Here is a 23,016-nt window from a genome sequence, read left to right as displayed (position 1 = left end):
TTCACGCGTGAATCTCGACCGGTGCGCGCTTGTTTTACATTAGCCCCAAGCGCATGGGAAGAGCCGGTAGATCGCGGACTTTCCGATTGGAGCAGCGAGGGTTTCAGAGATATTTCCAGCCGGTACTGATGGCTCGCCTACCCGCCGAGCCTCACCCAGCGCATACATTACCCTCTCTGAGAATTCTCAGTAACCCGCCGAAAACCAGACAAGCTTTGTTCTCCCCGCAACCAGTGTACTCCAAACTTCATACCTTGCGATGCCGACATCAGCGCCCAGAGAACCTTACGCCTTGAAATGTGCATATCCTCCAACCAATGCAACCTGAACATTCTGAATGTAGAAAGGAATTAGCGACTCTTCCGACGCAGCGCCATAGGCCCCTGGCTTCTGCGTTCAAAGGGACCACATCGAATGCCTGATGATTGCTGTTTACTGGATGGATCTGAGTTAGAGGATATCACCGCTGACAAAAACGCCCTTCGCATCGGGACTTGCATGCGCGTAGCCCCCCCCTCTTCGCGAGCAACAAGATCCCGGGGGAACGGAAATGACCTTAGATCATCTCCTCGTCAGATCATATGCCCGTCCGAGGAGCCACAGATGCAGCCGCCCACAACCTTCGGGTCCCCCCCATGTCCCGAAGCAACTTAAGAAAAGTCGCGTATCGAGCCAGCACCTCTTCCTCAGGAGCATCTTTCGCCCCGGCCGCCAAGATAGCCGCCACTAGTGAATCCCTGTCTATTTTGTGAACTGGTTCCGACACCACTTTTGGATCGTTCATGGTCGCCTCATAAATACGTTGTTTCTACAAAGATGTCAGCTTGAACAGTTCTTCGTCAAGCTGTATCTCCCGCAGCGCGCAGCCGCTTCACATTGCGATAAGGCTGCTTGGGTTGATGGAGCAAACTCTATGCGCGTCATTCTCCACGTTGGAATGGGTAAGGCCGGTAGCTCGACCCTGCAGGCAACGTTTGCGCAGCAACGAGGGCTCCTTCGAGAGAGCGGCTATCTATACGCCGAAATCGGACGCGCAAACGAACTAACGCACAACCCTCTGGTGATGTGCTTCCAGGAACAGCGCCCGAGAATATTTGCCCAAGAGAAATTCGATGCCGCCGCTTACTTAAAGCGATTAGCGGATACCGCTAAACAGTCGGATGCAGCAACGATGATCCTGTCTTCCGAGTTTCTTTTCTATATGAACCGCGCTTCACTTGAAAAGCTAAAGACATTTCTCGCCGACTGTTTTTCAGACATCCAAGTAGTTGCCTATCTGCGGGAACCAGTAAGCTATTATCTCTCGCTTCAGCAGCAAATCGTAAAGGCATCAGCGCAAATCATCTCCCCGTTTAACTCTAGCTCTGCGATGAAGGGCGGAGTCGAACGTTACCAAGCAGTTTTCGGTTCAGCCTTCTCGGCTCACGACGTAAGTCGATCATCCCTTGTGAAGAACTGCGTAGCTCAGGACTTTCGCACCAGATATCTTCGCGACGTCAAGGAGGATGCATTCGTCACGGTTACGAAGAACGAGTCTCTTTCTGCAGAAGCCATGTGCATTCTGCAGGCATTGCATCAGAATGGCTTCACGGGCCCCGATAATGTCTTCACCGACGCCAAGCATGAGATTATGAAAGAGTTGAGGAAGGCCCAGCGAAAGCTTGCGATTGTTGGCAAGCCTTCTCTCAAGAGTGATATCGAAGCCGGCTTGTCTTCGAAGTTTCGAGACGAAGTGCAATGGGTAAATGATGCAACGGGACTTTCACTCAAAGTTGGAGTGGAACGAAAGGAACCCACCCCCGAACATTGGAAATCAGAGCGCTTGAGAGATCTTTTGGCTGTGACTGATAGCCAGATAGATCGACTCAATAGTCAGCTCATTGCCCAGCTATGGGGAAATCGGATTCCCAAGCCGCCCAGAAAGCGCCCTCAGCTAATCGAATAAGAGCGACTGCCGCTACCGTCAGTTCAAACTCTCGATCTTCCCACCAAGAAATGCATCATAATCTGGTGGCTTCTTAAGGCCACACTCTTGGATGCGCATTCTGAACACTTCGTCAGCAAGATAGAACGCACTCTTGTAGTCAGACGCCGTCGGCCTGATCTGCTGGGCTGCGACTCCAGGCAGGGTTCTTGAGGAGGAGCATACCTGCTTGACGATAAAGTCCTCCAGACTCTGGATGGCATTCTGGTCGTCGGGCGACACAGGGTGCCCCTGCTTCTTTCTTATGTTCGCCAGCCATAAAACAGCAGAAAGATAATATGTATGATATGAAAGCGCTCTGCGCCCCCTCCGACGCTCGGCCGCCACGCCGCCTAACGGCTCGATAGCATCGATGGCACGTCGCCAGACGCCGTCGGCATAAGCCTTTAACGACGGACTAGACGCCACCAACGAGAATGATGCCGCGGTCACGCCGGACCAAACATACAGATTATCTACAATTTGATGTTTGTCGTATCGCCCCTCGAACTGCTCGGCCGCAAAAATCGCAAGACTTTCCAGCCAAGCGAGTGTCTCTGGCCTGAGAGATACGCCACGGCCACGAAGCCGAAACACTCCCATATTAAGGCCAGTGGAGTATCTAAGCAGTTGCCGGGTGGAGGCAAAGTTGTTCCCTCGGGTCAGCAAGGCATTCGCTTGCGCCCACGCGTCCAGATTTTCTACTGCGCACGCCGCCGCTCCAGGCGCCCCTTCACTTCCTGCCGCGACTATCGCCGCCAGTTCCCGAGGCACGGCCACCAATTGTCTGTTAGCCTTGCGGTTTTCTTCGTTCGGAATTGAGCCCGCATCGTCGACGTACGGGGGTAATGCTTCCGGCCGCGCAATTGGCGGAACCATTACACAGTCCGCTGCCTCCCGTGCCCCTGCGGGCATCGCAACGTTAAGGCACGCTGCAAGAAAAAAAGCGCTAATCACCTTAGCCGACTGGCGTCGTATGGTGTACATCATCGGCATAAGTATTGCTGTTCAGCAAGCTATGGACAAGACTGTTTAGAGAGAGGTTTGGTTGCTTGAAACTCCAAAAGACAGCGCACAGCTGGTTTGCACAATCTGTGGCACGCGAAGCGCGATCGACAGAGGTGGGCATGCTTCTGTAAGGGAAGGCTTTCCCTGCCCAGAATGTAAGGCAACCCTTCGGTATCGGGACCAAGCAGCATTGATCTTGGACGAGTTTGGCAAGGGCCAGTTTCTCTCCCTCGCGCAGCTTGTGCGCAGCAAGCTGCTGGATTCGTTGGCGATATATGAGCCGGCGCTACGCGGCCCCTTTGTCAGGTTGTTTTCCAAACTTCCGAATTATCGGCGAAGCTACTTTTGGGATGGAGCGCATCATGGAGACGTTAGAAACGGCGTGCCATTTGAAGACTTGAGGCAATTGTCCTTTCCCGACGCTTCTCTGGATCTGGTACTTACATCGGACGTGTTAGAGCACGTAATGGACCCGATGAAGGCCCATCAAGAAATCGCTAGAGTGCTCAAAGTAGGTGGAGTCCATATCTTCTCCATGTCTACTCGGTGGCCACTGCCGGATAAAACCATCTCTCGAATTCGCGTTGTCGACGACGACATTGAGCACGCGTTGCCCCCAAGGTTTCGCAGGGCTGGCGACGGCTCGGCCAGCTTAGTGGTGACCGACTTCGGCGCAGATGTGATCGCAAACTTGCGCTCGATCAATCTTGCTACGCAGATCGTAAGACGGAGCCTGCCTGCAGACATTGCATACCAAAATGCCACATTTGTTGCGCGACGGCTGGGCTAGTAATGCGCTCGAGTTCCGTCGTTCATTGCGGCTTATTCGCTCAACGTCCTGAATGCCAAGCGTGCCATCTTGGCCCAAACGACTCTCTCTTCTTCGGAAACATCTCTCCACTTGCGAGAATGGGCCATCATTTGAACGGAATGGACTCTCTGCAATTGCCGCGCTAGTTTCGAAATTTTATTTTCTCTTCGAGCCGCTGCATCTTTCGCTGGGGATTTTGACACAGTAGAGTTCCATGTTGCTATTGGTGTACGAAAGTATCAAGGTAGTAATAGCTTTACTATCGCAAATCGCCCGCTCTTCAGGGGAGAAGGATTTGTGCGCTTGCGAGCGGCAGGGCACCTAGGGCGATGAAGATAATTTGAGCCGGGACGATGGCTCCTTTCTCCAGAAGCAAAACAGCTGCAGAGAATTAACGAGTTGCTGATGCAAGATTCAGATCGCAGCCGTCAACGGCAAATTGCCATGGAGAAAGCTAGCGGCCCCGACAAGGCTAGCGCTCTTCTCGCCCGGATAAGCAAAGATCGCAGCGAGCATGCAAAATCCGCAATCGATCGTGACAGTAGCAGGATTGAGAACGCAGTATCAACCATAGTCAACCTGCCCTGGCCCCCGCAGACGAAGCCTAGGTTTTCCTACTCCACGCTTCTGAGCTTCGCCTTGTGCGTATTGCTGCCGGTCATCGCGGCTTCGATCTATTACTTTGCCATCGCATCCGATCAATACGTTGTAGAATTTCAGTATACGGTTAGAGAGGGTAAGTCCGGCTCGCCGTCGAGCATGCCCTCGTTGCAAGGGGCGGCCTCGCTCATGGGAATGGCCTCCTCATCCGTGGATGACTACACGGTTACGAACTTCGTCACGAGTCGTCAGGCGATCTTGGACATTCAGAAGAAGTTCGATCTGCGCGGCATGTTCAGCGGCGACCAGATCGACTATTTCTCACGCCTCCCCGCTGATGCTCCGATCGAGAAGTTCGCCACTTACTGGCAGCGCATGGTCAACGCGAGTTTCGATCAGATCACAGGCATCGGCACTGCACAGGTGAGGGCTTTTTCGCCCGAGGATGCCCTGCAGATCGCCAATACGCTGCTGTCCCTGTCGGAAGAGCTGATCAACAAGATTTCGAATCGCCCGCAGCTCGACGCGATTCGCTTCGCCGAAGCAGATGTCGCCCGCGCCGAGGAACGCCTCAAGAAGTCGCGGGTCGCCATGACCCAGTTCCGCAATACCGAGCAGGTGATCGATCCGCAAAGCAGCGTCGTCACGAGCAACGCCAACCTCAGCCAGACGATTCGGGCAACCATTGCCCAGCTCGAAACCGAGCTCGCCACCCTCCGAAAGGGCAGGCTGGCCGCCTCCGGAACCCTCGTCAACTCCCTCGAAACCCGCATCAAGGCCGCCCGCGAGCAGCTCGCGATCGTCGAGAGCCAGGTGAAGGAGATGCAACACGGCAACAATCCTCTGGCCGACATCGTCGGACGCTATGAGGAACTCACGCTCGAGCAGCAATTCTCCCAGACCATGCTGCAAAGCGCCATGACGAGCCTTGAACAAGCCCGCGCCTACGCCCTCGCACAGCACATCTATGTAAGCCCCTTCGTCTATCCGTCGTTGCCGCAAAGCTCGACCTATCCGAAGAGGGCCCTTTCGGTGGTGGTCGTCGGGCTCTTTGCGATGCTCCTGTGGATGACGGGCACCATGATCGTTCGCTCGATCCAGGAGCAGCTGAACTAGATCATGGCGTCGAGTCCGGAGTCGTCTTCCGTTTCTTCGCGGTCGGGAGTGCGCTCGACACCGGGCGCCGGAGTCTCCGGGAGCTTGCGAAAGACCGCGAGTCCCTCCTTGAAATCGTTGAAGGGAAAGAGGCGTCCTCCGTGGAGAATGCTCAACTGACCACCAAAATCACGAGCTATCGCTAGCCTGGAGGTCGCCAAGATCATCCCTGCTTCGCCTGCCCGCATACGATATGCCTGTTCACCGGAAGGCAGAAACTTAGGAGGTAGACGGTGGACCTGATCATCAAACAGGTAGTAATCGCACGGCAGTGCGTAGAACAGAGCGGAATTGAGGGCTCGCTTATCAGTATTATTCAACGTACGCACCTGCCTGAAGTGAACGTCGTCCATCATAATGTACTTGCGGACGAACTCTTCCACCTTAAGCGGATCTGCAACGTAAAGAATACATAACCCCCTAATAAGCTGCCTGACAGTGGTGCCTGGATCGCCGCGGACGAGGTTCTTTGTCGAGGAGACGACTCCCTGCCTCTCCACCCACCCTTCGGTAGGGGAAAGCCATCCACTTATCACATCCAGAAGCGTGGTCTTTCCAGCACCTCCCGTCGCCAGAATGACATGTCGAGACTTGGGCTCGATTTTCCAATTAATCTCTCGGAGAACTTCGTGTGTGCGCGACCCGTGGCCGACCGTCTTGGAGATTCCGTGCAATGTGATCACGACCCGCTCACTGACCGAAGCGCAACGTGGCTCGATGCGCCGCGATTCCCAGAATGATGACGATGGCGGTGGTGTCGATCAGATAGTCCCTGTCGAGCGTGAAGACCGGGTACGTGCCGTACAGGCCGAGCCGGAACCATTCGATGCCGTGCATGATCGGATTCCACACGACGATGCTTCGAACACTCAAGGGAAGTAGGTCCACAACGAAGAAGACGCCGGATAGGAATGCAAGCGCCATGGTGGCCCTGCCGTAGACGAACTGCCAGATCTTTGAGGCCTTGGTCGCGGCCGCATTCAACAGTCCCACACCGATACCGAGCCCACAGAGCCACGCGAGTGAGACGATGCAAAGGTCGATCCTGACGGGAGCCGCTTCCTTGAAACCCAGGAACCACATGACGGTGAACCACACGACCATCGTGGTCAATATGATGCCGGTTTCCGCGATCGTGGAAGCGATCACCATCTGGGTGCTGTCTACCTGTGGCAGTCTCCTTTGCGGACTTGGCGCCGCACCGCGCAGACGGACCGACAACCGGAAGAAGACGTAGAAGGGGAAGATGCCGGACGAGTAGAACACGAAGGTCGATGTGCCGTAGTTGGGCAATGAATCACGCAGAACGCCCCTAATCGCGACAAGGAGGACGACGAGGATCAGCGGCTCTAGGAACGTCAGAACCGCACTGAAGCGGCTGCCACGGAACTTCTGATCGAATTGAAGAACGGCGAGATAGCCGACGACCCGCAGCCAGGCGGAAATTCCCAGGAGCAGGCCTTTCTTCCTGCCGGCAGCCCTCTGATCAGGGACCCGAGCGCTTGCGGCCAGCGCGACTTGAAAAAACTTCTCGACCACGTGAATTTCTCCGTGCGCTTATCCGTGGCGCCGTCCGTCGTACCAAAGCGGATGATCAGAACCATTGCACCGAAGGCCCGCCAGGCCCGGGAGACACTCTTGCAGGAATTCGGACGAATGTTAGTTCAGCTGACCGACTCTGTCTCGTCGGGGCTGTTCGATTTGCGCTGGTGGCTGTTGCCACTGGTCGTGCTCTTGGTCTCCATACTCTGGATTCTCTTCCGGATCGCCATTTACAGGAAATAGTCAGGCAGCGAGGGGCCCCGGCATCGGCGCACGCGATGCTGCAGAATACCTGTAACCGACAGATCGGAATGGAATGGTGCCCCGAGACGGAATCGAACCGCCGACCCCATCATTACGAATGACGTGCTCTACCAGCTGAGCTATCGGGGCATCGGCGGCGGGTTTAAGGGAAAGGGGGCGCGGGCGCAAGGCGCTGTTTCGCCCCCGGCCATCCCCAACCGGACCCCGCTTCGGCCGAAACCGAAGCATGCGGCGCGCGGGAAGGTTATAGAACCCCCTCCATGACCACCCTGCTCTCGCTCCTGCCCCTCCTCCTCGTCCTGGGCCTGTTGGCCTCGGGCCGCGCCAGCGCGCTGGTCGCGGGCCTGGCGGGGCTGGCGGCCACCCTCGCCGCCTCGGCCGCGCTGGTGATGCAGGCGGATGGCCCCGCCGCCGTGGCGCTGCTGTTCCGCCGCGAGGTGCCGGCCGGCCTGTGGCTCTCCTGGCACGTCATTGCCATCATCGTCACCGGCGTCTTCTTCCATCGCGCCACCCTGGCCCGCGGCGGCGGGCCGGGCGCCGGGACGCTCGAGGCCTCGCCGCGCCGCCTGTTCTCGGTCTGCTTCCTGCTGGCGCCCTTCGCCGAATCGGTGACCGGCTTCGGCGTGGGCTACATCATCGCGCTGGCGGCGCTGCGGCGGCTGGGGATCGGCGGCATGCCGGCCCTGCTGCTCGGCCTCTACAGCCAGTCGCTGGTGCCGTGGGGCGCGCTGGCCATCGGCACTACCGTGGGCGCCACCCTGGCCGGCCTGGCGCCCAGCCAGCTCGGCCTCAGCTCGGCGGTGCTGCAGGTACCGATCCACGCGATGTACCTCCTGCTCTACTGGCGCTTCGCCCGCGAGGCCGGCGTGGCGGTGCCGGCGCTGCAGAAGCTCGACGACCTCCTGTGGACGGCCGCGCTGCTGGCGCTGGTCTGGATGGCCAACCGCTTCAGCGACGTCGAGATCGCCGCCGCCGCGCCCACCGCCCTGCTGCTGGCCGTGCGCTTCTGGCGCGACGAGCGGCCCGACGGCGCGCGCCTGCGCACCACCCTGCGCACCGCCGCGCCCTATGTGGCGCTGACCCTGGCGCTCTGCGCCACCCGCCTCGTGACGCCGCTGCGCGACCTGCTGAAGCCCTTGTGGGCGCTGCGCCCGTTCGACAACCAGCCGGCCTTCGCGCCGTTCTACGCGCCGGGCTTCTGGCTGCTGGCGATCGGCCTCGCCGTGGTGCTGCTGGCGCGCGCCCCGCTGGCCAGGGTCGCGGCCGAGGCGGCGCGCGGCGCCTGGCGCGCCTGCGCCGTGACGCTGGCCTTCGTGGTGATGGCGGAATTTTATGTCGGCTCCGGCATGGCGACCTCGATCGCCGAGGCGCTGCGGGCGGTCGCGGGACGCGGCGCGGCGCTGGGCGTGCCGCTGTTCGCGGCGGTCGGCGGCTTCCTGACCGGCAGCGGCGCGGCGGCCAACGCCATGCTGATGCCGATGGAGACCGCGCTGGCCCGCGCCCTCGCCCTCGATCCGGCCTGGATCGCCGCCGTCCAGAACAGCGTCACCGCCAACCTCACCATGCTGTCGCCGATCCGCGTCTCGATGGGCGCCGCCATCCTCGCCCTCTCGACCTCCGACGCCGCCCTCTACCGCCGCGCCTGGCCGCTCGCCCTGCCGCCGCTGCTGACCGGCGTGGCGGCGGTGCTGGCACTGCTGGCCCTCTGAACGTGAAGGAAACCATGCGCCGATTCGCCCTGTCTCTCTCCCTCACCTTTTCCTTCGCGACAACGGCCCTGGCCCAGGCGGACAGCCCGGCCTTCGATTGTGCCAAGGCGCGCGACGGCAGCATCGAGAAGTTGATCTGCGGGGATGCCGCCCTTTCATCCCTCGATCGCAAGCTGGCCGAGGTCTATGAGGCGGCGACCCGGAAGGCCGTCAACGAACACCCGCCCACCCTGAAGGCCGAACAGATCGGCTGGATCCGGGGGCGCAACGACTGCTGGAAGAGCGACGACAAGCGGTCCTGCGTCGAGGCCGAATACAGGCAGCGGATCGCCTCGCTCCAGGCGCGCTATCGACTGGTGGCCGGCACCGGTCCGGCAACCTTCTTCTGCGACGGCGACCGCCGCAACGAACTCGTCGTGACGTTCTTCCCGACAGACCCAAGGACGCTGATCGCCGAGCGCGGCGACGCGACGTCGCTGATGGTCCGCCAGTCCGCCGGACCGGAGGCGGGATATGTCGGCCGGAACGAAACCTTCACCGAGAAGGAGGGCACGGCCGTGGTGACGTGGGGATACGGCGCTCCGCCGATGCGGTGTACGCGGGCACCCTGAACGGCAAACGACTCCTGAACCGCGACCCCATTCAAGGAAGAGATCATCGCCACGGCCTGTTGAGTTGCCACCTGTCGGTCCGTCAGCAATCCGGAGCGCTGGCCGTCTCCGCCAGGCTGAGCGTGGCGGCGGTGCTGGCACTGCTGGCCCCTGGAAAATTGACCGAATCCGGGTTCAACACCGGGGGGGGGGGGGGGGGGGGGGGTGCGACATCCGTTTCAGTTGTTTCGTTTATTTCGTTTATTTCGATTAAGCGGCTCATGCGGCCCTTGCCGGCCTCGCCGGCACCGGCCATCCTGCGTTTGATATATGACCGTCACGCGCCGCCATCTGCTCGCCGCTGGCCTCGCCGGACTCGCCGCCCTGCCCGTCGCGCGACCCGCCGGCGCCGTCATCGTGCTGGATCGCACCTGGCGCGCCGAGGGCGGGAGGCCCGGCCATGAGAGCGAAGGCTTCCGCGCCCACGAGGCGCTGGCCCACCAGAGCCAGTTCGCCCCCGTCATCCCGCTCTCGACCGACGGCGGCGAGGACTGGGGCATCGGCTCGGCGACCTGGCTCGGCAACTACGGCGGCAACGCCTGGGTGCTCAGCGCCTCGCATCTCTTCGCGCGGGACGATTCGGTGTTCGACTTCACCCTCCGCGCGCCCGACGGCACGCTGTGCAAGGGCGACCGCCAGATCCGCCATCCGCTGTTCAACGGCAACAACGACGACACCACCGGCTACGACGTGGTGCTGCTGCGCCTCCGCGGGCCGATGAACGGCGGCGGGCCGGCGCCGCTGCTCTATGGCGGCACGCACGAGGAAGGCGCGCCGGTGGTGATGGTCGGCTACGGTGCGCGCGGCATCGGTTCGATCGGCGAGAACGACGCCTATGACGGACCCTCGGGCGCCAAGGCGGCCGCCACCAACGTGATCGACGAGGCGATGGACCCGGTGCAGCCGCCGCCGCGCACCGGCGATCGCGGCAACTGGCTCTCCGTCACCCTGCGCCGCGAGACCGAAGGCGCCGGCCGGCTCGACGGGCTGCTGGGCTCGGGCGACAGCGGCGGCTCGCTGTGGATGCAGACGCCAGCCGGCTGGGCGATCGTCGGCGTGAACGCCAATGGCGGCGACCGCTACGGCGACTCCTCGTACTTTGCGCGGGTGTCGGGCCTGCGCCCCTGGCTCACCTCCCACGTGCCGGGGTTGCGGTTCGGAGGGTGAGCCCGCTTTGCTCTGGCTGGCGCGAGATAGAGACGGCTGGCGGTCCAAGTCTCAGCGCTTATCCACGGATAAACGAAGGTAACGCAAACCATAAGCCGCGCGGGTCACTGTGCGGCAGTCCTCCACTGGCGAGCCATTCCTCGACGATGGCATCGGCAATGGCACGGGTTGTTTCTCCGTAATCGACCGCCTGCCAGTCATGCGGAGGGGGCCATCCGGGCCTTACCTGAATCGGCGAATCAGCCGTCGCGATACGCCAAACCCCGATAACGGGCTTCGCCCCGCTCTCCAGCAGAGCAATCACACCACGACGCACAAAGTCCGTGAGCGCGTCCTCCCTCAATCGGAAGCCGTACCAGCCATCGGACACCAAAGACCAAAGAGCGACAGCATCGACTTCAAGGCCACTGGCTATCTCTTCGAAGCACTCTTCGATTGTGGCCCCGTATTCGCGCCGAAGTATCATGTTCCGAGTTTCCTATCGTGGCTCACATTCCTCGCGAACCAAACGCTGAAATCCAACGGATCGGACCCATTGCGACGCCATTCTTCTACGATGGCTTCGGCAATCATCTCTGGCGTGTCGCCATAGTCGAGCCGTTTCCACACAACTCCCGGCGAACCATTGCGCCAGAGCGCACTATGCGCCACGGCGGCCCCACCTACCGGCGCGGATGGATGGGCGCCTGCAGCAAGCAATGCCAAGATGCAGCGCCGCAAGATGTCATCTCGCCCTGCTTGAGGCAGGGCGAAGCCTTGCGCTACAGCGACCAGCCAATGAAGGCTGATCTCATCGACGTCCAATTCTCTACGCACGACAGTATGGGCTCGTCGATTGTCTGGCTCTCTTCGTCTCTCGGATCGTCGCTCATTGCGCTGACTCTCGCCTTCAGGCCGGCACATAGGCCGGCTTTACAAGGATGTTATCCGGCGGCACACGTCGGCAACAGCATCCAGCAATGCCTACCCCTCACCCGTCCGGCGCCGCTTCCCCCCCCTCTGGCACAGTCGCATTTTGCCTCTATGATCGCCGCCGCCCCGCGGATGGGGCGGATTTCGCGGGAGGGAACGATGGCCAAGGTGGCATTTCTGGGACTGGGCGTGATGGGCTTTCCGATGGCGGGGCATCTCGCCGCCAAGGGCCACGAGGTCACGGTCTACAATCGCACCTTCGCCAAGGCCGAGGCCTGGACGCAGAAGCACAAGGGCAAGGCCGCCAAGACGCCGCGCGAGGCCGCGGCCGGCCAGGAGATCGTGTTCTGCTGCGTCGGCAACGACGACGATCTGCGCTCGGTCGTGCTGGGGCCGGATGGCGCGTTTGCCGGCATGGGCAAGGGCACCATCTTCTTCGACAACACCACCGCCTCGGCCGACATCGCGCGCGAGCTCCATGAAGCGGGCCAGAAGCTCGGCATCGACTTCATCGACGCGCCGGTCTCGGGCGGCCAGGCGGGCGCCGAGAACGGCCAGCTCACCGTGATGTGCGGCGGCGATCCCGCGCCGTTCGACAAGGCCAAGCCGGTGGCCGACGCCTTCTCCAAGGCGGTCACGCTGATTGGCCCGTCGGGCTCGGGCCAGATCACCAAGATGATGAACCAGATGTGCATCGCCGGCATCGTGCAGGGCCTGGCCGAAGCGCTGAACCTCGGCCAGCGCGCCGGGCTCGACATGGAGAAGGCGCTGGGCGCCATCTCCAAGGGCGCGGCGCAGAGCTGGCAGATGGAGAATCGCTGGCAGAACATGGTCGCCGGCAAGTTCGACTATGGCTTCGCCGTCGACTGGATGCGCAAGGACCTCGGCATCGCGCTGGCCGAGGGCAAGCGCCAGAAGGCCGGCATGCCGCTGGTGGCACTTGTCGACCAGTTCTACGAGCGGGTGCAGGCGCGCGGTGGCGGCCGCTGGGACACGTCGAGCCTGATCCAGCCGCTGCAGAAGCCGTAGGGTCGCCGCGGTGAGCGGCGGCTACACGCTGTGGGGCCGGCCGGGCTGGGGCTCGGCCCTCGTCGAGGCGCAGCTCGACTGGTACGGGCTGCCCTTCACCTACGAGACGGTCGGTGATCTGTTCAAGGACCCCGGCGCCAAGGCCAAGCTCGAGAAGGTCAATCCGCTGGCCCAGGTGCCGACCCTGGTGATGCAAGACGGCAGCGTCATGAGCGAGAGTGCCGCCATCACCTTGCTGCTGGCCGACGTCACGGGCAGCGACTCCCTGGTGCCCGGATCGGGCGCGCCGGAGCGCGCAAAGTTCCTGCGCTGGCTGGTGTTCCTGGTGGCCAACATCTATCCCACCTTCACCTATGCCGACGATCCGGCGCGCTTCGTCTCGGTGAACAATGCGCGTGACCCGTTCCGGGCCGCCGCCGACGCCTATGCCCAGCGCCTGTGGCGCCAGGTCGAGAGCGCGGCCGGCGCACCCTGGTTCCTGGGCGAGCGCTTCTCCGCCCTCGACATCTATATCGGCGTCATGACCCGCTGGCGCCCGCGGCGCGGCTGGTTCGAGGCCGAGACGCCCAAGCTCTTCGCCATCGCGCGCAAGGCCGATGCACGGCCGGAACTGAAAGAAACCTGGAGGAGGAACTACCCATGAAACGCCCCCTGAAGCGCCGCAGCTTCGTGGCACTCGCGACCGCCACCACCGCGACCACCGCCCTGGCCGGCGCCGCCAGCGCGCCCGCCTTTGCCCAGGCGAACTATCCCGACAAGCCGATCACCATGGTGGTGCCGGCCCCGCCGGGCGGCGGCACCGATCTGGTGGCGCGACTCTATTCCGACCTGCTGAGCCAGGAGCTGGGCGTGCAGGTGATCGTCGACAACAAGGGCGGCGGCAACGGCAACATCGGCACGGCCATCGTCGCCCGCGCCAAGCCCGACGGCTACACGATACTGATGCAGTATTCGGCCTATCACTCGGCCAATCCGGCGCTGATCAAGGACCTAAACTGGAAGCCCGATGATTTCGTGGGCGTCGCCATGGGCGCGATGGCGCCGCACGTCATCGTGGTCGCCAAGAAGGTGCCGGTCGACGATCTCAAGAGCTTCATCGCCTACGCCAAGGCCAATCCCGGCAAGCTGAACTACGCCTCGGTGGGCGCCGGTTCGGTGCCGCATCTCGGCGGCGTGCTGCTGAACAAGGCGGCCGGACTCGACATGGTGCACGTGCCCTACAAGGGGTCGGGGCCGGCGACCGCCGACATCGTGGCGGGCCAGGTCGAGGTCCTGATCGTGACGCCACCCGCCGTCTCCGGCCACATCCGCAACGGCAACGTGAAGGCGCTGGCGCTGGCCAGCGAGAACCGCCTGCCCTCCTTCCCCGAGATTCCGACGACGGCGGAAGCCGGCCTGCCGGGCTTCATCCTCGACGGCTGGTTCGCGCTGTTCGCGCCCGCCGGCACGCCGCAGCCGATCGTCGACAAGCTCAACGCCGCGATGCGCAAGGTCGGCAAGATGGAAGCCGTCGTCGCCCGCGCCAACCAGCTCGGCACCGTGCTGAAGGACTGGCCCGCGGCCCAGATGGACAGCTTCGCCAAGGGCGAGGTCGAGACCTGGGGCAAGGTGATCCGCGACAACAAGATCACGTTTGCGGAGTGAATCAAAAGGTCCCTCGCTACGCTCGGGATGACAATTTTTGTGAAATCGGCGCAGTGCGCCAATGCAGAAAACGCTGTCATCCCGAGCGTAGCGAGGGACCTTTCGCGTCGGTCAGAACACGTGCCGCACGCCGACGATCTGGCCGAGCGAGCGGCCGACATGTTCGGCCACCGCCGGCTCCAGCCCTTCGACCTCGATCTCGACGTTGAGACCGTCGCCGTCGGCCTGGGCGAAGACGCGGGCGGGGACGAGGCCGCGCTTGGCGATCAGTTCGAGCGCGCGCGGCAGCACGCCGGGCTCGGCGTCGGCCTCGAAACAGTAGCGGACGGCGGAATTGTTACGCTTGAGGGAGAGAACGGCAGACATCGGACGATTCCTTGGACGAAAGACAGGCGAACGCGGCAACGCAACGGTTTGCAGTGCAAACCGTGGTGCTAATTCGCCGTCCAAGGAGGTCCGTGCGGGCCATGGCACCAGTGTAGCGCGGGAGCCCGCGGGCGCGCTAGGGTCCCGGCAACGAATCCGCCGGGAAGGAAACAAGAATGCGTTCGACGCCCATCTACGAGGTGCATGCGGTCAAGTATGCCCACCTGCCGCGCAAGGCATGGGAAGTGCAGATTAACCCCGACCCGCACGACGCGGACTTCCCGATGGACTATTTCGTCTGGGTCGCCATCCCGCTCGACGAGAGCGGCCACCGCACGATCGGCGGCAAGCCGATCGTCATCGATACCGGCTTCAACGCCACCGTGGGCAAGCAGCGCGGCCGCGAGGTGAAGAAGAATCCCGCCGACCTGCTGAGCGAGATCGGCATCGACGCCAAGGAGGTCGAGGACGTCATCGTCACCCACCTCCATTACGACCATATCGGCAACTGGGACCGCTTCCCCAAGGCGCGCTTCCATCTCCAGGACAAGGAGATGAACTTCGCGACCGGCCGGCATATGTGCAAGGGACCGTTCCGCCACGCCTACGAGTGCGAGGACATCGTGGGCATGGTGCGCGCGCTCTACGGCGGCCGCCTGGTGTTCCACGACGGCGACGAGGAGCTGCAGCCCGGCATCTCGCTGCACCTGATCGGCGGCCACACGGCGGGCATCCAGTCGGTACGCATCAACACGCGCAACGGCTGGCTCGTGCTCGCTTCCGATGCCAGCCACTATTTCTGGGGCGTGAACAACGACAAGCTGTTCTCGATCGTCTACTCGGTCGCCGACATGCTGGCGGGCTACGACAAGCTCAAGAAGCTGGCCGACGGCCGCGTCGAGATGGTGATCCCCGGCCACGATGCCGAGGTGATGGTGCGCTATCCGGCTTCGGGCAAGGGACTGGAAGGCGTCAGCGTCCGGCTCGACTGACCGGCTCGCAGGCCAGGAAAGGAAACCGCTTGGCCAGGCTCGTCTTCGGCATGAACCAGTCGCTCGACGGTTACGTCGATCACATGTCGTTCGGGCCGAGCCCCGCGCTCTTCCGCCACTTCATCCAGGAGGCGCAGGAGCAGGCGGGCAGCGTGTATGGCCGGCACGTGTACGAGCTGATGCGGTACTGGGACGACGATCAGCCCGACTGGGATGACGAGCGCCACGCCTTCGCCGCGGCCTGGCGGCGGCAGCCGAAATGGGTCGTCTCGCGCTCGCGGGAGTCGGTGGGCCCCAACGCCACGCTCATCAAGGACGATCTCGAGAGCGCGATCCGCAAGCTGAAGGCCGAGCGTGACGGCGAGATCGAAGTTGCCGGTCCGACCCTGGCTAAAAGCCTTACCGAGCTGGGCCTGATCGACGAGTACCGGATCTACCTGCACCCCGTCGTGCTGGGCCACGGCACGCCCTACTTCGCCGGCCCGCGCCCGCCGCTCCGCCTCGTGAGCCACGACCGGATCGGCGAGGACGTAATCCGTTTGAGCTACGTCCCCGCCCGATCCTGAAAACGCCGCCGCCCGTCAGCCCTTGATCTCGACGCCGGCCCACTCCTCCAGCACCTTCGCCACCATGGTGAAGTCGGAGTCGGGACCGAACCGCGCCTTGGTGACGGCGAGCATTTCCAGCACCGCCGCGCCCACCAGCATGGGCACGCCCATGTTCTGCGCCTCGTCGAGGCAGAGCCGCACGTCCTTGTGCGACAGCGCGGTGGCGAAGCCGAAGTCGAACGTGCGCGGCAGCACGGCGCGCGGGAACTTGTCCTGGCTGGCACTGTTGCGACCGCTCGACACGTTGATGATGTCGATCAGCACCTTCGCATCGAGGCCCGCCTTCACGCCCATCGCCATCGCCTCGGACGTGGCGACCAGCGCCGTCGCCGCCAACATGTTGTTGGCGAGCTTGGCGGTCTGCGCGAGGCCGGGCTTCTCACCGGTGTGGAAGAGCTTGCCGAAGGTCTTGAGCACCGGCTGCAGCGCCTGATAGGTCGGCATCGGACACGACACCATGACCGCGAGCGTTCCCGCCTGGGCGCCCGTGACGCCGCCGCTCACCGGCGCATCGACCCAGCCGATGTCGCGTTCGGCCAGTTTTGCCGCGACCTCGCTCGCGACACCGGGGCCGGTGGTTGAGAGATCGATCAGCGTGCGGATCGACGAGCCGTTGATGATGCCCGCGTTCCCGCCCAGCACGACCTCGCGCACGATGGCGGGCGTCGGCAGGCTGATCAGCACGGTCTCGGCGATCGAGGCCACGTCGGCCGGCGACTGGGCAAGCTGTGCCCCGCGCGCGACCAGCGGCCTGGTCGCCTCCTCCGACACGTCGTAGACGCAGAGCCGGTAGCCCGCATCGAGCAGGCGGTGCGCCATCGGCCCGCCCATGCGGCCGACGCCCACGAAGCCCAGCAATTGACCCGTCATGCTCATTTCCTCCGGCTTTGCGCCACTCTTTCGTTTTTCTGGTATCGCTACCAGCATATGATCGCGGCGTGAGAGCATCAACGGCGGGCATCAACGGGCAGGCGGAATGAGCGGCAAGGCGCGGCAGAGCGAGGGCGGAACCCTGAAGATGCGCGACATCGCCCGCCATGCCGGCGTGTCGCCGATGACGGTGTCGCGGGCGCTGCGCGAACCGTCGGCGGTGTCGGAGGAGATGCGGCGCAAGGTCGATGCCGCGGTGCGCGAGTTCGGCTACGTGCCCAACCGCATCGCCGGCAGCCTGTCGTCGAACCGCTCCAACGTGGTCGGGCTGGTCGTCCCCAGCATCCGCAACTCGCTCTACGCCAGCATGATCCAGTCGGCGTCCGACGTGCTGCGCGCCAACGGGCTGCACCTGATGATCGCCGACAGCGGCCATAGGCTGGAGGACGAGGAGGCGCTGGTCTCGGCCTTCCTGGCACAGCGCGTCTGCGGCCTGATCCTGCACAACACGATCCACAGCAAGCGCGTGCGCAAGCTCGTCGAGGCGAGTGGCGTGCCGGTCATCGAGACCGGCAACCTGCCCGACGATCCACTCGACATGGCCGTCAGCTATTCGAACTTCGAGGCCGCCCGCGCCATGACGCTCCACCTGGCGCGGCTCGGCTACCGCCGGATCGGCTTCGTCACCCTGCCGGTGCGCAACAACGACCGTTCCGAGGAGCGCCGCCGCGGCTACTTCGCGGCCCTGGCCGAACTCGGCCGGCCGGCCGATGAGAGCCTCGTGCTCGAAGCGGCCGGCGGCTTCAGCGAGGGCGCCGATGCGCTGGTGCGGCTGGTGAAGGCGCATCCCGATCTCGACGCGGGTTTCTTCGCGGGCGAGGTGCTGGCGGTGGGGGCGCTGTTCGAATGCCAGCGCCGCGGCTGGGCGGTGCCGGGACGCATCGCCATCGCGAGCTTCGACGACGTGGATCTGCTGCGTCATGCGGTTCCGAGCGTGACGACGCTGCGCATTCCACGGCAGGAGATCGGCAGGCGCAGCGCCGAGCTGCTGGTCGGCCGCCTGCAGGGCGCGCCGGCCGAAAGGCTCAAGGTCGATCTCGGATTCGAGATCGTGCAACGCGAGAGTAGCTGAGGACACAGGCATGCTGAAGGGCAGATGCGCGCTCATCACCGGCTCGACGCAGGGGCTGGGCCAGGCGATGGCGCGGCGGCTCGCCGCCGAGGGCTGCAACATCGTGCTGAACGGCTTCGGTGATGCAGCGGAGATCGAGTCGCGGCGCCGCGCGCTCGAGGAAGAACATGGCGTCCGCGCGCTGCATCATGGCGCCGACCTCGCCGAGCCGCGCCAGATCGACGACCTGATCGAGACGGCCGTGCGTGAGTTCGGCGGCGTCGACATCCTGATCAACAACGCCGTCGTTCGTCACTTCGCGCCGGTCGAGACGTTCCGGCCGGAGGACTGGGACCGGACGCTGGCGGTGAACCTGTCGGCCGCGTTCCACACGACCCGCCTCGTGCTCGCGGGCATGCGCGAACGCGGCTTCGGCCGCATCCTCAACATCTCGTCGGTCTACGGCCTGTTCGGCGGCGTGAACCGCGTCGACTACATCACCACCAAGACGGCGCTGATCGGCTTCACGCGAGCCGTGGCGCTGGAGACGGCGCGCGACAACATCACGTGCAACGCCATCTGCCCCGGCTCCTCGCCCAGCCCGGCGATCGAGCAGCGGCTGGAGGCGTTCATGGCGGCCGAGGGCCTGGCGCGCGACGCGGCGGTGGAGAAGTTCATGGCCGGGCGCCAGCCCTCGGGCCGGTTCGTGGCCATGGAGAGCGTGGCCGCGCTGGCCGCCTTCCTGTGCGGCCCCGGCGCCGCCGACATCACCGGGGCGGCCCTGCCGGTCGACGGCGGCTGGAGCGCGAGCTGACCGGCTTTCGGCTTTTTGTGGTAGCGGTACCAGCAACTCCCTCCTAGAATTTGCACAACAAGGCAAAAACAGGAGGAAACCCATGAGCGTCACGCGTCGACAGTTCGGCCCCGTCGCAGCCTCCCTGGCAGCGGTCGCGGCGGCTTCACCGGCCTTCGGGCAACAGACCAGCGAGGTGGTGAAATGGCGTCTCACCTCCAGCTTCCCCAAGAGCCTCGACACGCTCTACGGCGCCTCGGCGACGATCGCGCGGGTCGTGGGCGAGATGACCGATGGCAAGTTCACGCTCACACCCTTCGCCGCCGGTGAGATCGTGCCCGGCCTGCAGGTGCTGGACGCGGTGTCGAACGGCACGGTCGAATGCGGCCATACCTACACCGGCTACTACATCGGCAAGAATCCGAGCTTCGTGTTCGACGGCTCGGTGCCGTTCGGCCTGACGCCACGCATGCACAATGCCTGGATGATGTTCGGCGACGGCCGCAAGCTGATGGACGAGGTCTATGACGGCTTCAACGTCGTGGCTCTGCCGGCCGGACAGACCGGCGGCCAGATGTTCGGCTGGTTCCGCAAGGAGCTGAAGACGCCGGCCGATTTCGCCGGCCTCAAGATCCGCACCGCCGGGTTCGGCGGCAAGGTCTTCGCCAAGCTCGGCGCCGTGCCGCAGCAGATCGCCGGCGGCGACATCTATCCGGCAATGGAACGCGGCACGCTCGACGCCTGCGAATGGGTCGGCCCCTACGACGACGAGAAACTCGGCTTCAACAAGGTCGCCAAGTACTACTACACGCCGGGCGTCATGGAGCTGGAGGCGGTCAACCAGCTGATGATCGGCAAGGCGGCCTGGGCATCCCTGCCGCCGCGCTACCAGGCGATCCTGAAATACGCCTGCGACTACTCGATGACCGAGATGCTGGCCTCCTACGACGCCAAGAACGCCGTGGCCATCGCCCGCCTGGTCGCCGCCGGCACCCAGCTCTCGGTGCTGCCCGACGAGGTGATCAAGGCGCTGCGCGTCGCGCTGGAAACCGTGCTCGACGAAGAGGCCGCGCAGAACGAGCAGTTCAAGAAGATCCTGGCCAACTGGCGCGCGTTCCGCGCCAACCAGCATCGCTGGTTCTCGATCGCCGACACCCGCGCCGAGTTCGCGGTCTATCGCAGCGACCGCTGACGCGCACTTTGTCATCCCGAACGAAGTGAGGGACCTTTGCGCGGCGCCGCCAATCGCCATCCTCCCCATTCAAATGGGGAGGTGTCGGCGTCTCACGACGACGGAGGGGTCAAGACGGCGGTGACGACGAGCATACCCCATCGCCCCGTATGACGGGTCACTTCCCCATCTGAATGGGGAAGCGATTGATGGCGAACTCCGGCGGTTCAAATCACGTCGGAAAGACTCTACGCCGCGATCGCGGCGCGGGCCTTGCCGATCATCAGCGCCGCGCGGGCGGCTTCGCGGCCCTTCTCGACGAAGTGCGCGCGGAAGATGCCGTTGTGGTGGTCGGTCTCCTGATAGTGGTGCGGCGTCAGCGACACCGACAGGACCGGCACGCCGGTGTCCATCCCGGCGCGCATCAGCCCGTCGACCACGGCCTGGGCGACGAAGTCGTGACGGTAGATTCCGCCATCGACCACGAAGGCGGCAGCGGCGACCGCGGCATACTTCCCGGTCGCGGCGAGGTCGCGCGAGAACAGCGGCAGCTCGAAGGCGCCCGGCACGTCGAACACGTCGACCTGCTCGGCGGGAATCAGTTCGAGGAATCCGTCGAGCGCACGGTCGACGATGTCGGCGTGCCACCTGGCTTTGACGAAGGCGTAGCGGGCTTGTGTCATGGCAATCTCCTTTGGCGAACAGACACATCACCCAAGGCGATCACGCGCGGGCCTGCTGCTCCGCATGAGCAGCAGGACACACGTTCTCTTTCATCCGGACTATGACCGTCGGCTCAGGCCTCGCACCTGATCTGCTGACCCTTCCTTGCGGAAGGCGCTCGCGGGCTCGCGGCTCGCGCCGCATACCGCCGGTAGGGAGTTTCACCCTGCCCTGAGAACACAGAAACCATAAGGGCAGGGTCGGGAGCTTGCAACGATCCGAACGGATCGCGCTATTTCTTCTCCAGGCCCCACATGGCGAGCGTCGGGGCGAAGACCATGCCGCTCACGTTCGAGCGCACGGCGGTCGGCGAGGTGAACTGGCCGAGCGGTGCATGCGTCGGGTACTCGAGCACGCGCAGCTGGACCTGCTCGGCGATGGCCTTCTGCTTCGCCGGATCGGATTCGGCGGCATAGGCATCGCGCAGCTTCTCGAGCTCGGCATCGCACGGCCAGCCGAAGGTCGCCTTGTCGCAGGACGCGTTGAGGAAGGCGGCGGCGGCCGGGTTGACCACGTCGACCGCGCCCCAAGAGGTGAAGAAGACGTTCCAGCCGCCGGCGCTGGGCGCATCCTTCTTGGCGCGGCGCGCGACCAGCGTCTGCCAGTCCATCGGCTGCAGGTCGACCTTGAAGCCGGCCTTCTCGAGCTGCTGCTTGGCCACGGTCGCCAGGTTGTTGTGGCCGGCCACGTCCGTCTGGTGGAGCATCACGATCGGCGTGCCGTCATAGCCCGCCTCCTGCAGGAGCTGCTTGGCCTTGGCAGCATTACCGGAGAGCTTGTCCTCCCAGCCCTTGGTCGACTCGAGCGGCGAGCCGCAGGGGAACAGCGAGTTGCAGGCCTTGTAGTATTCCGGGTCGCCGACATTGGCGTCGAGGATTTCCTTCTGGTCGAGCGCATAGAGCGCGGCGAGGCGGATCTTGGGATTGTCGAACGGCTTGTGCAGCACGTTGAACCGCATCGTGTACTGGCGGCCGGCCTTGTTGCCGACGAACACGGTGACGTTCTTGTCCTTCTTGAGCAGCGGCAGCAGGTCGGCCGGCACCATTTCCACGAGGTCGATCTCGCCGCTCAGCAGCGCATTGACCTGGGTCTGCGTATCGGGGATCCACACCCACTCGATGCGGTCGGCCTTGGGCACCTTGCCGCCGGCAAAGCCCGACGCCGGCTCAGGCCGCGGCTTGTACTTCGGGTTCTTGACGTAGACCGCCTTCTCGCCGGGCTTCCACTCGTCCTTCTTGAAGATGAACGGGCCGGAGCCGGTGGTGTCGGTGATCTGGCTGTTGGGATCGGTCGAGGCGACCGACTTCGGCATCATGAACGGCACGTTCGAGCCCGGCTTGCCCAGCGAATAGAGCAGAAGGCCATAGGGCTGCTTCAGCACGAACTTGATGGTCTTGTCGTCCGGCGCCGTCAGTTCCGACGTCACCGCCATCAGCTTCTGGCCCATCGCGTCGCGCGCGCCCCAGCGCTTGATCGAGGCGACGCAATCCTCGGCCGTGACCGGCTTGCCGTCATGCCATTCCAGCCCGTCGCGCAAGGTCATCGTGTAGGTCAGCTTGTCGGGCGAGACCTCCCACTTGTCGACCATCTGCGGCTTGACCTCGAGCTTGTCGTCGACCGCGAACAGCGTGTCGTAGATCATGTAGCCGTGGTTGGTGGTGATCAGCGCCGAGGTCCAGATCGGATCGATGATCTTGAGATCCGAATGCAGCGCGACCTTGAGTGTGGAGGGCGCGGATTGCGCCGAGGCGGGCGCGGGCGCGGCCAGCGGCATCACCGCGGCGGCGGCGGCGAGCGCGCCCATGAAACGACGACGTAACTTCAGCATGGAAACTCCTGTACTCTTGGCCTTCCCCGTAAGGCGCAAGGTATAGAGCCGCAGAGGCGCGCGCGCGACAGGCGAAATGCCCGCGCCCCGCGACGACCGA

Annotated in this window: 23 protein-coding genes, 1 tRNA gene and 1 riboswitch; of the genes, 14 read left to right on the top strand and 10 right to left on the bottom strand. The window is 63.6% G+C overall.

Annotation, left to right across the window (positions count from 1 at the left end):
* Positions 1 to 913 precede the first annotated feature (913 nt).
* A complete protein-coding gene (locus ACQY78_RS20530; RefSeq protein ID WP_428678123.1) occupies positions 914 to 1,945 on the top strand; it encodes a hypothetical protein in 1,032 nt (343 codons plus the stop codon).
* A gap of 18 nt (positions 1,946 to 1,963) precedes the next feature.
* On the opposite strand, the gene ACQY78_RS20525 is transcribed toward ACQY78_RS20530, so the two are convergent.
* The gene (locus tag ACQY78_RS20525; RefSeq protein ID WP_428678121.1) at positions 1,964 to 2,842 is read right to left on the bottom strand and encodes an alginate lyase family protein; all 879 of its coding nucleotides are present in this window, start codon (positions 2,840 to 2,842) and stop codon (positions 1,964 to 1,966) included.
* A gap of 325 nt (positions 2,843 to 3,167) precedes the next feature.
* On the opposite strand from ACQY78_RS20525, the gene ACQY78_RS20520 reads away from it, so the two are divergent.
* A complete protein-coding gene (locus ACQY78_RS20520; protein ID WP_428678119.1) occupies positions 3,168 to 3,761 on the top strand; it encodes a class I SAM-dependent methyltransferase in 594 nt (197 codons plus the stop codon).
* Positions 3,762 to 4,187: 426 nt separating this feature from the next.
* Entirely contained in the window at positions 4,188 to 5,498 is a 1,311-nt protein-coding gene (locus tag ACQY78_RS20515) for a hypothetical protein (RefSeq protein ID WP_428678117.1), read from the top strand.
* Here ACQY78_RS20515 and ACQY78_RS20510 read toward each other — a convergent pair.
* The 3 genes from ACQY78_RS20510 to ACQY78_RS20500 all read right to left on the bottom strand — a co-directional run bounded on the left by ACQY78_RS20510 (position 5,495) and on the right by ACQY78_RS20500 (position 7,472).
* Positions 5,495 to 6,220 (bottom strand): ATP-binding cassette domain-containing protein, encoded by a 726-nt coding sequence (locus ACQY78_RS20510; RefSeq protein WP_428678115.1) that lies wholly within the window; start codon positions 6,218 to 6,220, stop codon positions 5,495 to 5,497. The two genes, ACQY78_RS20515 and ACQY78_RS20510, sit on opposite strands and share 4 nt — an antisense overlap.
* Positions 6,221 to 6,227: 7 nt before the next feature.
* Positions 6,228 to 7,076, bottom strand: a complete 849-nt coding sequence (locus ACQY78_RS20505; protein ID WP_428678113.1) for an ABC transporter permease — start codon at positions 7,074 to 7,076, stop codon at positions 6,228 to 6,230.
* A 320-nt stretch (positions 7,077 to 7,396) separates the two neighbouring features.
* Positions 7,397 to 7,472, bottom strand: a tRNA-Thr gene (locus ACQY78_RS20500).
* A 131-nt stretch (positions 7,473 to 7,603) separates the two neighbouring features.
* On the opposite strand from ACQY78_RS20500, the gene ACQY78_RS20495 reads away from it, so the two are divergent.
* The 3 genes from ACQY78_RS20495 to ACQY78_RS20485 all read left to right on the top strand — a co-directional run bounded on the left by ACQY78_RS20495 (position 7,604) and on the right by ACQY78_RS20485 (position 10,869).
* Entirely contained in the window at positions 7,604 to 9,052 is a 1,449-nt protein-coding gene (locus ACQY78_RS20495; RefSeq protein WP_428678111.1) for an L-lactate permease, read from the top strand.
* A 14-nt stretch (positions 9,053 to 9,066) separates the two neighbouring features.
* Positions 9,067 to 9,663: a lysozyme inhibitor LprI family protein gene (locus tag ACQY78_RS20490; protein WP_428678109.1), complete on the top strand. Its 597-nt coding sequence runs from the start codon at positions 9,067 to 9,069 to the stop codon at positions 9,661 to 9,663.
* 309 nt (positions 9,664 to 9,972) lie between these two features.
* Positions 9,973 to 10,869, top strand: coding sequence for a trypsin-like serine protease (locus ACQY78_RS20485; RefSeq protein WP_428678107.1), 897 nt, complete (start codon positions 9,973 to 9,975; stop codon positions 10,867 to 10,869).
* A gap of 58 nt (positions 10,870 to 10,927) precedes the next feature.
* Here ACQY78_RS20485 and ACQY78_RS20480 read toward each other — a convergent pair whose 3' ends face one another.
* Together ACQY78_RS20480 and ACQY78_RS20475 are read right to left on the bottom strand one after the other, a co-directional pair.
* On the bottom strand, positions 10,928 to 11,335 hold the full coding sequence (locus ACQY78_RS20480) for a hypothetical protein (RefSeq protein ID WP_428678106.1): 408 nt from the start codon (positions 11,333 to 11,335) through the stop codon (positions 10,928 to 10,930).
* Positions 11,332 to 11,673: a hypothetical protein gene (locus tag ACQY78_RS20475; RefSeq protein WP_428678104.1), complete on the bottom strand. Its 342-nt coding sequence runs from the start codon at positions 11,671 to 11,673 to the stop codon at positions 11,332 to 11,334. The genes ACQY78_RS20480 and ACQY78_RS20475 overlap by 4 nt, the downstream gene beginning before the upstream one ends.
* A gap of 267 nt (positions 11,674 to 11,940) precedes the next feature.
* On the opposite strand from ACQY78_RS20475, the gene ACQY78_RS20470 reads away from it, so the two are divergent.
* The 3 genes from ACQY78_RS20470 to ACQY78_RS20460 are packed head-to-tail and all read left to right on the top strand — an operon-like array spanning position 11,941 to position 14,454.
* Positions 11,941 to 12,810 (top strand): NAD(P)-dependent oxidoreductase, encoded by an 870-nt coding sequence (locus ACQY78_RS20470; protein ID WP_428678103.1) that lies wholly within the window; start codon positions 11,941 to 11,943, stop codon positions 12,808 to 12,810.
* Positions 12,811 to 12,820: 10 nt separating this feature from the next.
* A complete protein-coding gene (locus ACQY78_RS20465) occupies positions 12,821 to 13,453 on the top strand; it encodes a glutathione S-transferase family protein (RefSeq protein WP_428678101.1) in 633 nt (210 codons plus the stop codon).
* Positions 13,450 to 14,454, top strand: coding sequence for a Bug family tripartite tricarboxylate transporter substrate binding protein (locus ACQY78_RS20460; RefSeq protein WP_428678099.1), 1,005 nt, complete (start codon positions 13,450 to 13,452; stop codon positions 14,452 to 14,454). Before ACQY78_RS20465 ends, ACQY78_RS20460 begins: the two co-directional genes overlap by 4 nt.
* A 111-nt stretch (positions 14,455 to 14,565) precedes the next feature.
* Here ACQY78_RS20460 and ACQY78_RS20455 read toward each other — a convergent pair whose 3' ends face one another.
* A complete protein-coding gene (locus tag ACQY78_RS20455) occupies positions 14,566 to 14,820 on the bottom strand; it encodes a hypothetical protein (RefSeq protein WP_296332466.1) in 255 nt (84 codons plus the stop codon).
* Between the two features lie 176 nt (positions 14,821 to 14,996).
* On the opposite strand from ACQY78_RS20455, the gene ACQY78_RS20450 reads away from it, so the two are divergent.
* Both ACQY78_RS20450 and ACQY78_RS20445 read left to right on the top strand, forming a co-directional pair.
* Positions 14,997 to 15,812 carry an N-acyl homoserine lactonase family protein gene (locus tag ACQY78_RS20450; RefSeq protein ID WP_422033879.1) on the top strand — a complete coding sequence of 272 codons (816 nt, stop codon included), beginning with the start codon at positions 14,997 to 14,999 and terminating at the stop codon, positions 15,810 to 15,812.
* A 29-nt stretch (positions 15,813 to 15,841) separates the two neighbouring features.
* Positions 15,842 to 16,378 (top strand): dihydrofolate reductase family protein, encoded by a 537-nt coding sequence (locus tag ACQY78_RS20445; protein ID WP_428678096.1) that lies wholly within the window; start codon positions 15,842 to 15,844, stop codon positions 16,376 to 16,378.
* Between the two features lie 15 nt (positions 16,379 to 16,393).
* Here ACQY78_RS20445 and ACQY78_RS20440 read toward each other — a convergent pair whose 3' ends face one another.
* Positions 16,394 to 17,290 (bottom strand): NAD(P)-dependent oxidoreductase, encoded by an 897-nt coding sequence (locus ACQY78_RS20440; RefSeq protein ID WP_428678094.1) that lies wholly within the window; start codon positions 17,288 to 17,290, stop codon positions 16,394 to 16,396.
* A 106-nt stretch (positions 17,291 to 17,396) separates the two neighbouring features.
* Here ACQY78_RS20440 and ACQY78_RS20435 point away from each other — a divergent pair, with 106 nt between their 5' ends.
* From ACQY78_RS20435 to ACQY78_RS20425, 3 genes are all read left to right on the top strand, one after another.
* On the top strand, positions 17,397 to 18,422 hold the full coding sequence (locus tag ACQY78_RS20435; RefSeq protein WP_428678092.1) for a LacI family DNA-binding transcriptional regulator: 1,026 nt from the start codon (positions 17,397 to 17,399) through the stop codon (positions 18,420 to 18,422).
* Between the two features lie 10 nt (positions 18,423 to 18,432).
* On the top strand, positions 18,433 to 19,215 hold the full coding sequence (locus ACQY78_RS20430) for an SDR family NAD(P)-dependent oxidoreductase (RefSeq protein WP_428678090.1): 783 nt from the start codon (positions 18,433 to 18,435) through the stop codon (positions 19,213 to 19,215).
* 82 nt (positions 19,216 to 19,297) lie between these two features.
* Entirely contained in the window at positions 19,298 to 20,386 is a 1,089-nt protein-coding gene (locus tag ACQY78_RS20425; protein WP_428678088.1) for a TRAP transporter substrate-binding protein, read from the top strand.
* A 227-nt stretch (positions 20,387 to 20,613) separates the two neighbouring features.
* Here ACQY78_RS20425 and ACQY78_RS20420 read toward each other — a convergent pair whose 3' ends face one another.
* Both ACQY78_RS20420 and ACQY78_RS20415 read right to left on the bottom strand, forming a co-directional pair.
* Positions 20,614 to 21,048, bottom strand: coding sequence for a 6,7-dimethyl-8-ribityllumazine synthase (locus tag ACQY78_RS20420; RefSeq protein WP_428678086.1), 435 nt, complete (start codon positions 21,046 to 21,048; stop codon positions 20,614 to 20,616).
* 78 nt (positions 21,049 to 21,126) lie between these two features.
* Positions 21,127 to 21,271: riboswitch (FMN riboswitch) on the bottom strand.
* Between the two features lie 49 nt (positions 21,272 to 21,320).
* Positions 21,321 to 22,916, bottom strand: coding sequence for an ABC transporter substrate-binding protein (locus tag ACQY78_RS20415; RefSeq protein WP_428678084.1), 1,596 nt, complete (start codon positions 22,914 to 22,916; stop codon positions 21,321 to 21,323).
* Positions 22,917 to 23,016 lie beyond the last annotated feature (100 nt).

The sequence above is a fragment of the Reyranella sp. genome (genome assembly GCF_965279625.1).
Classification (GTDB): Bacteria; Pseudomonadota; Alphaproteobacteria; order Reyranellales; family Reyranellaceae; genus Reyranella.
Note: the sequence above shows the minus strand (reverse complement) of the source record. Positions and strands in the feature narration are given on the sequence as shown.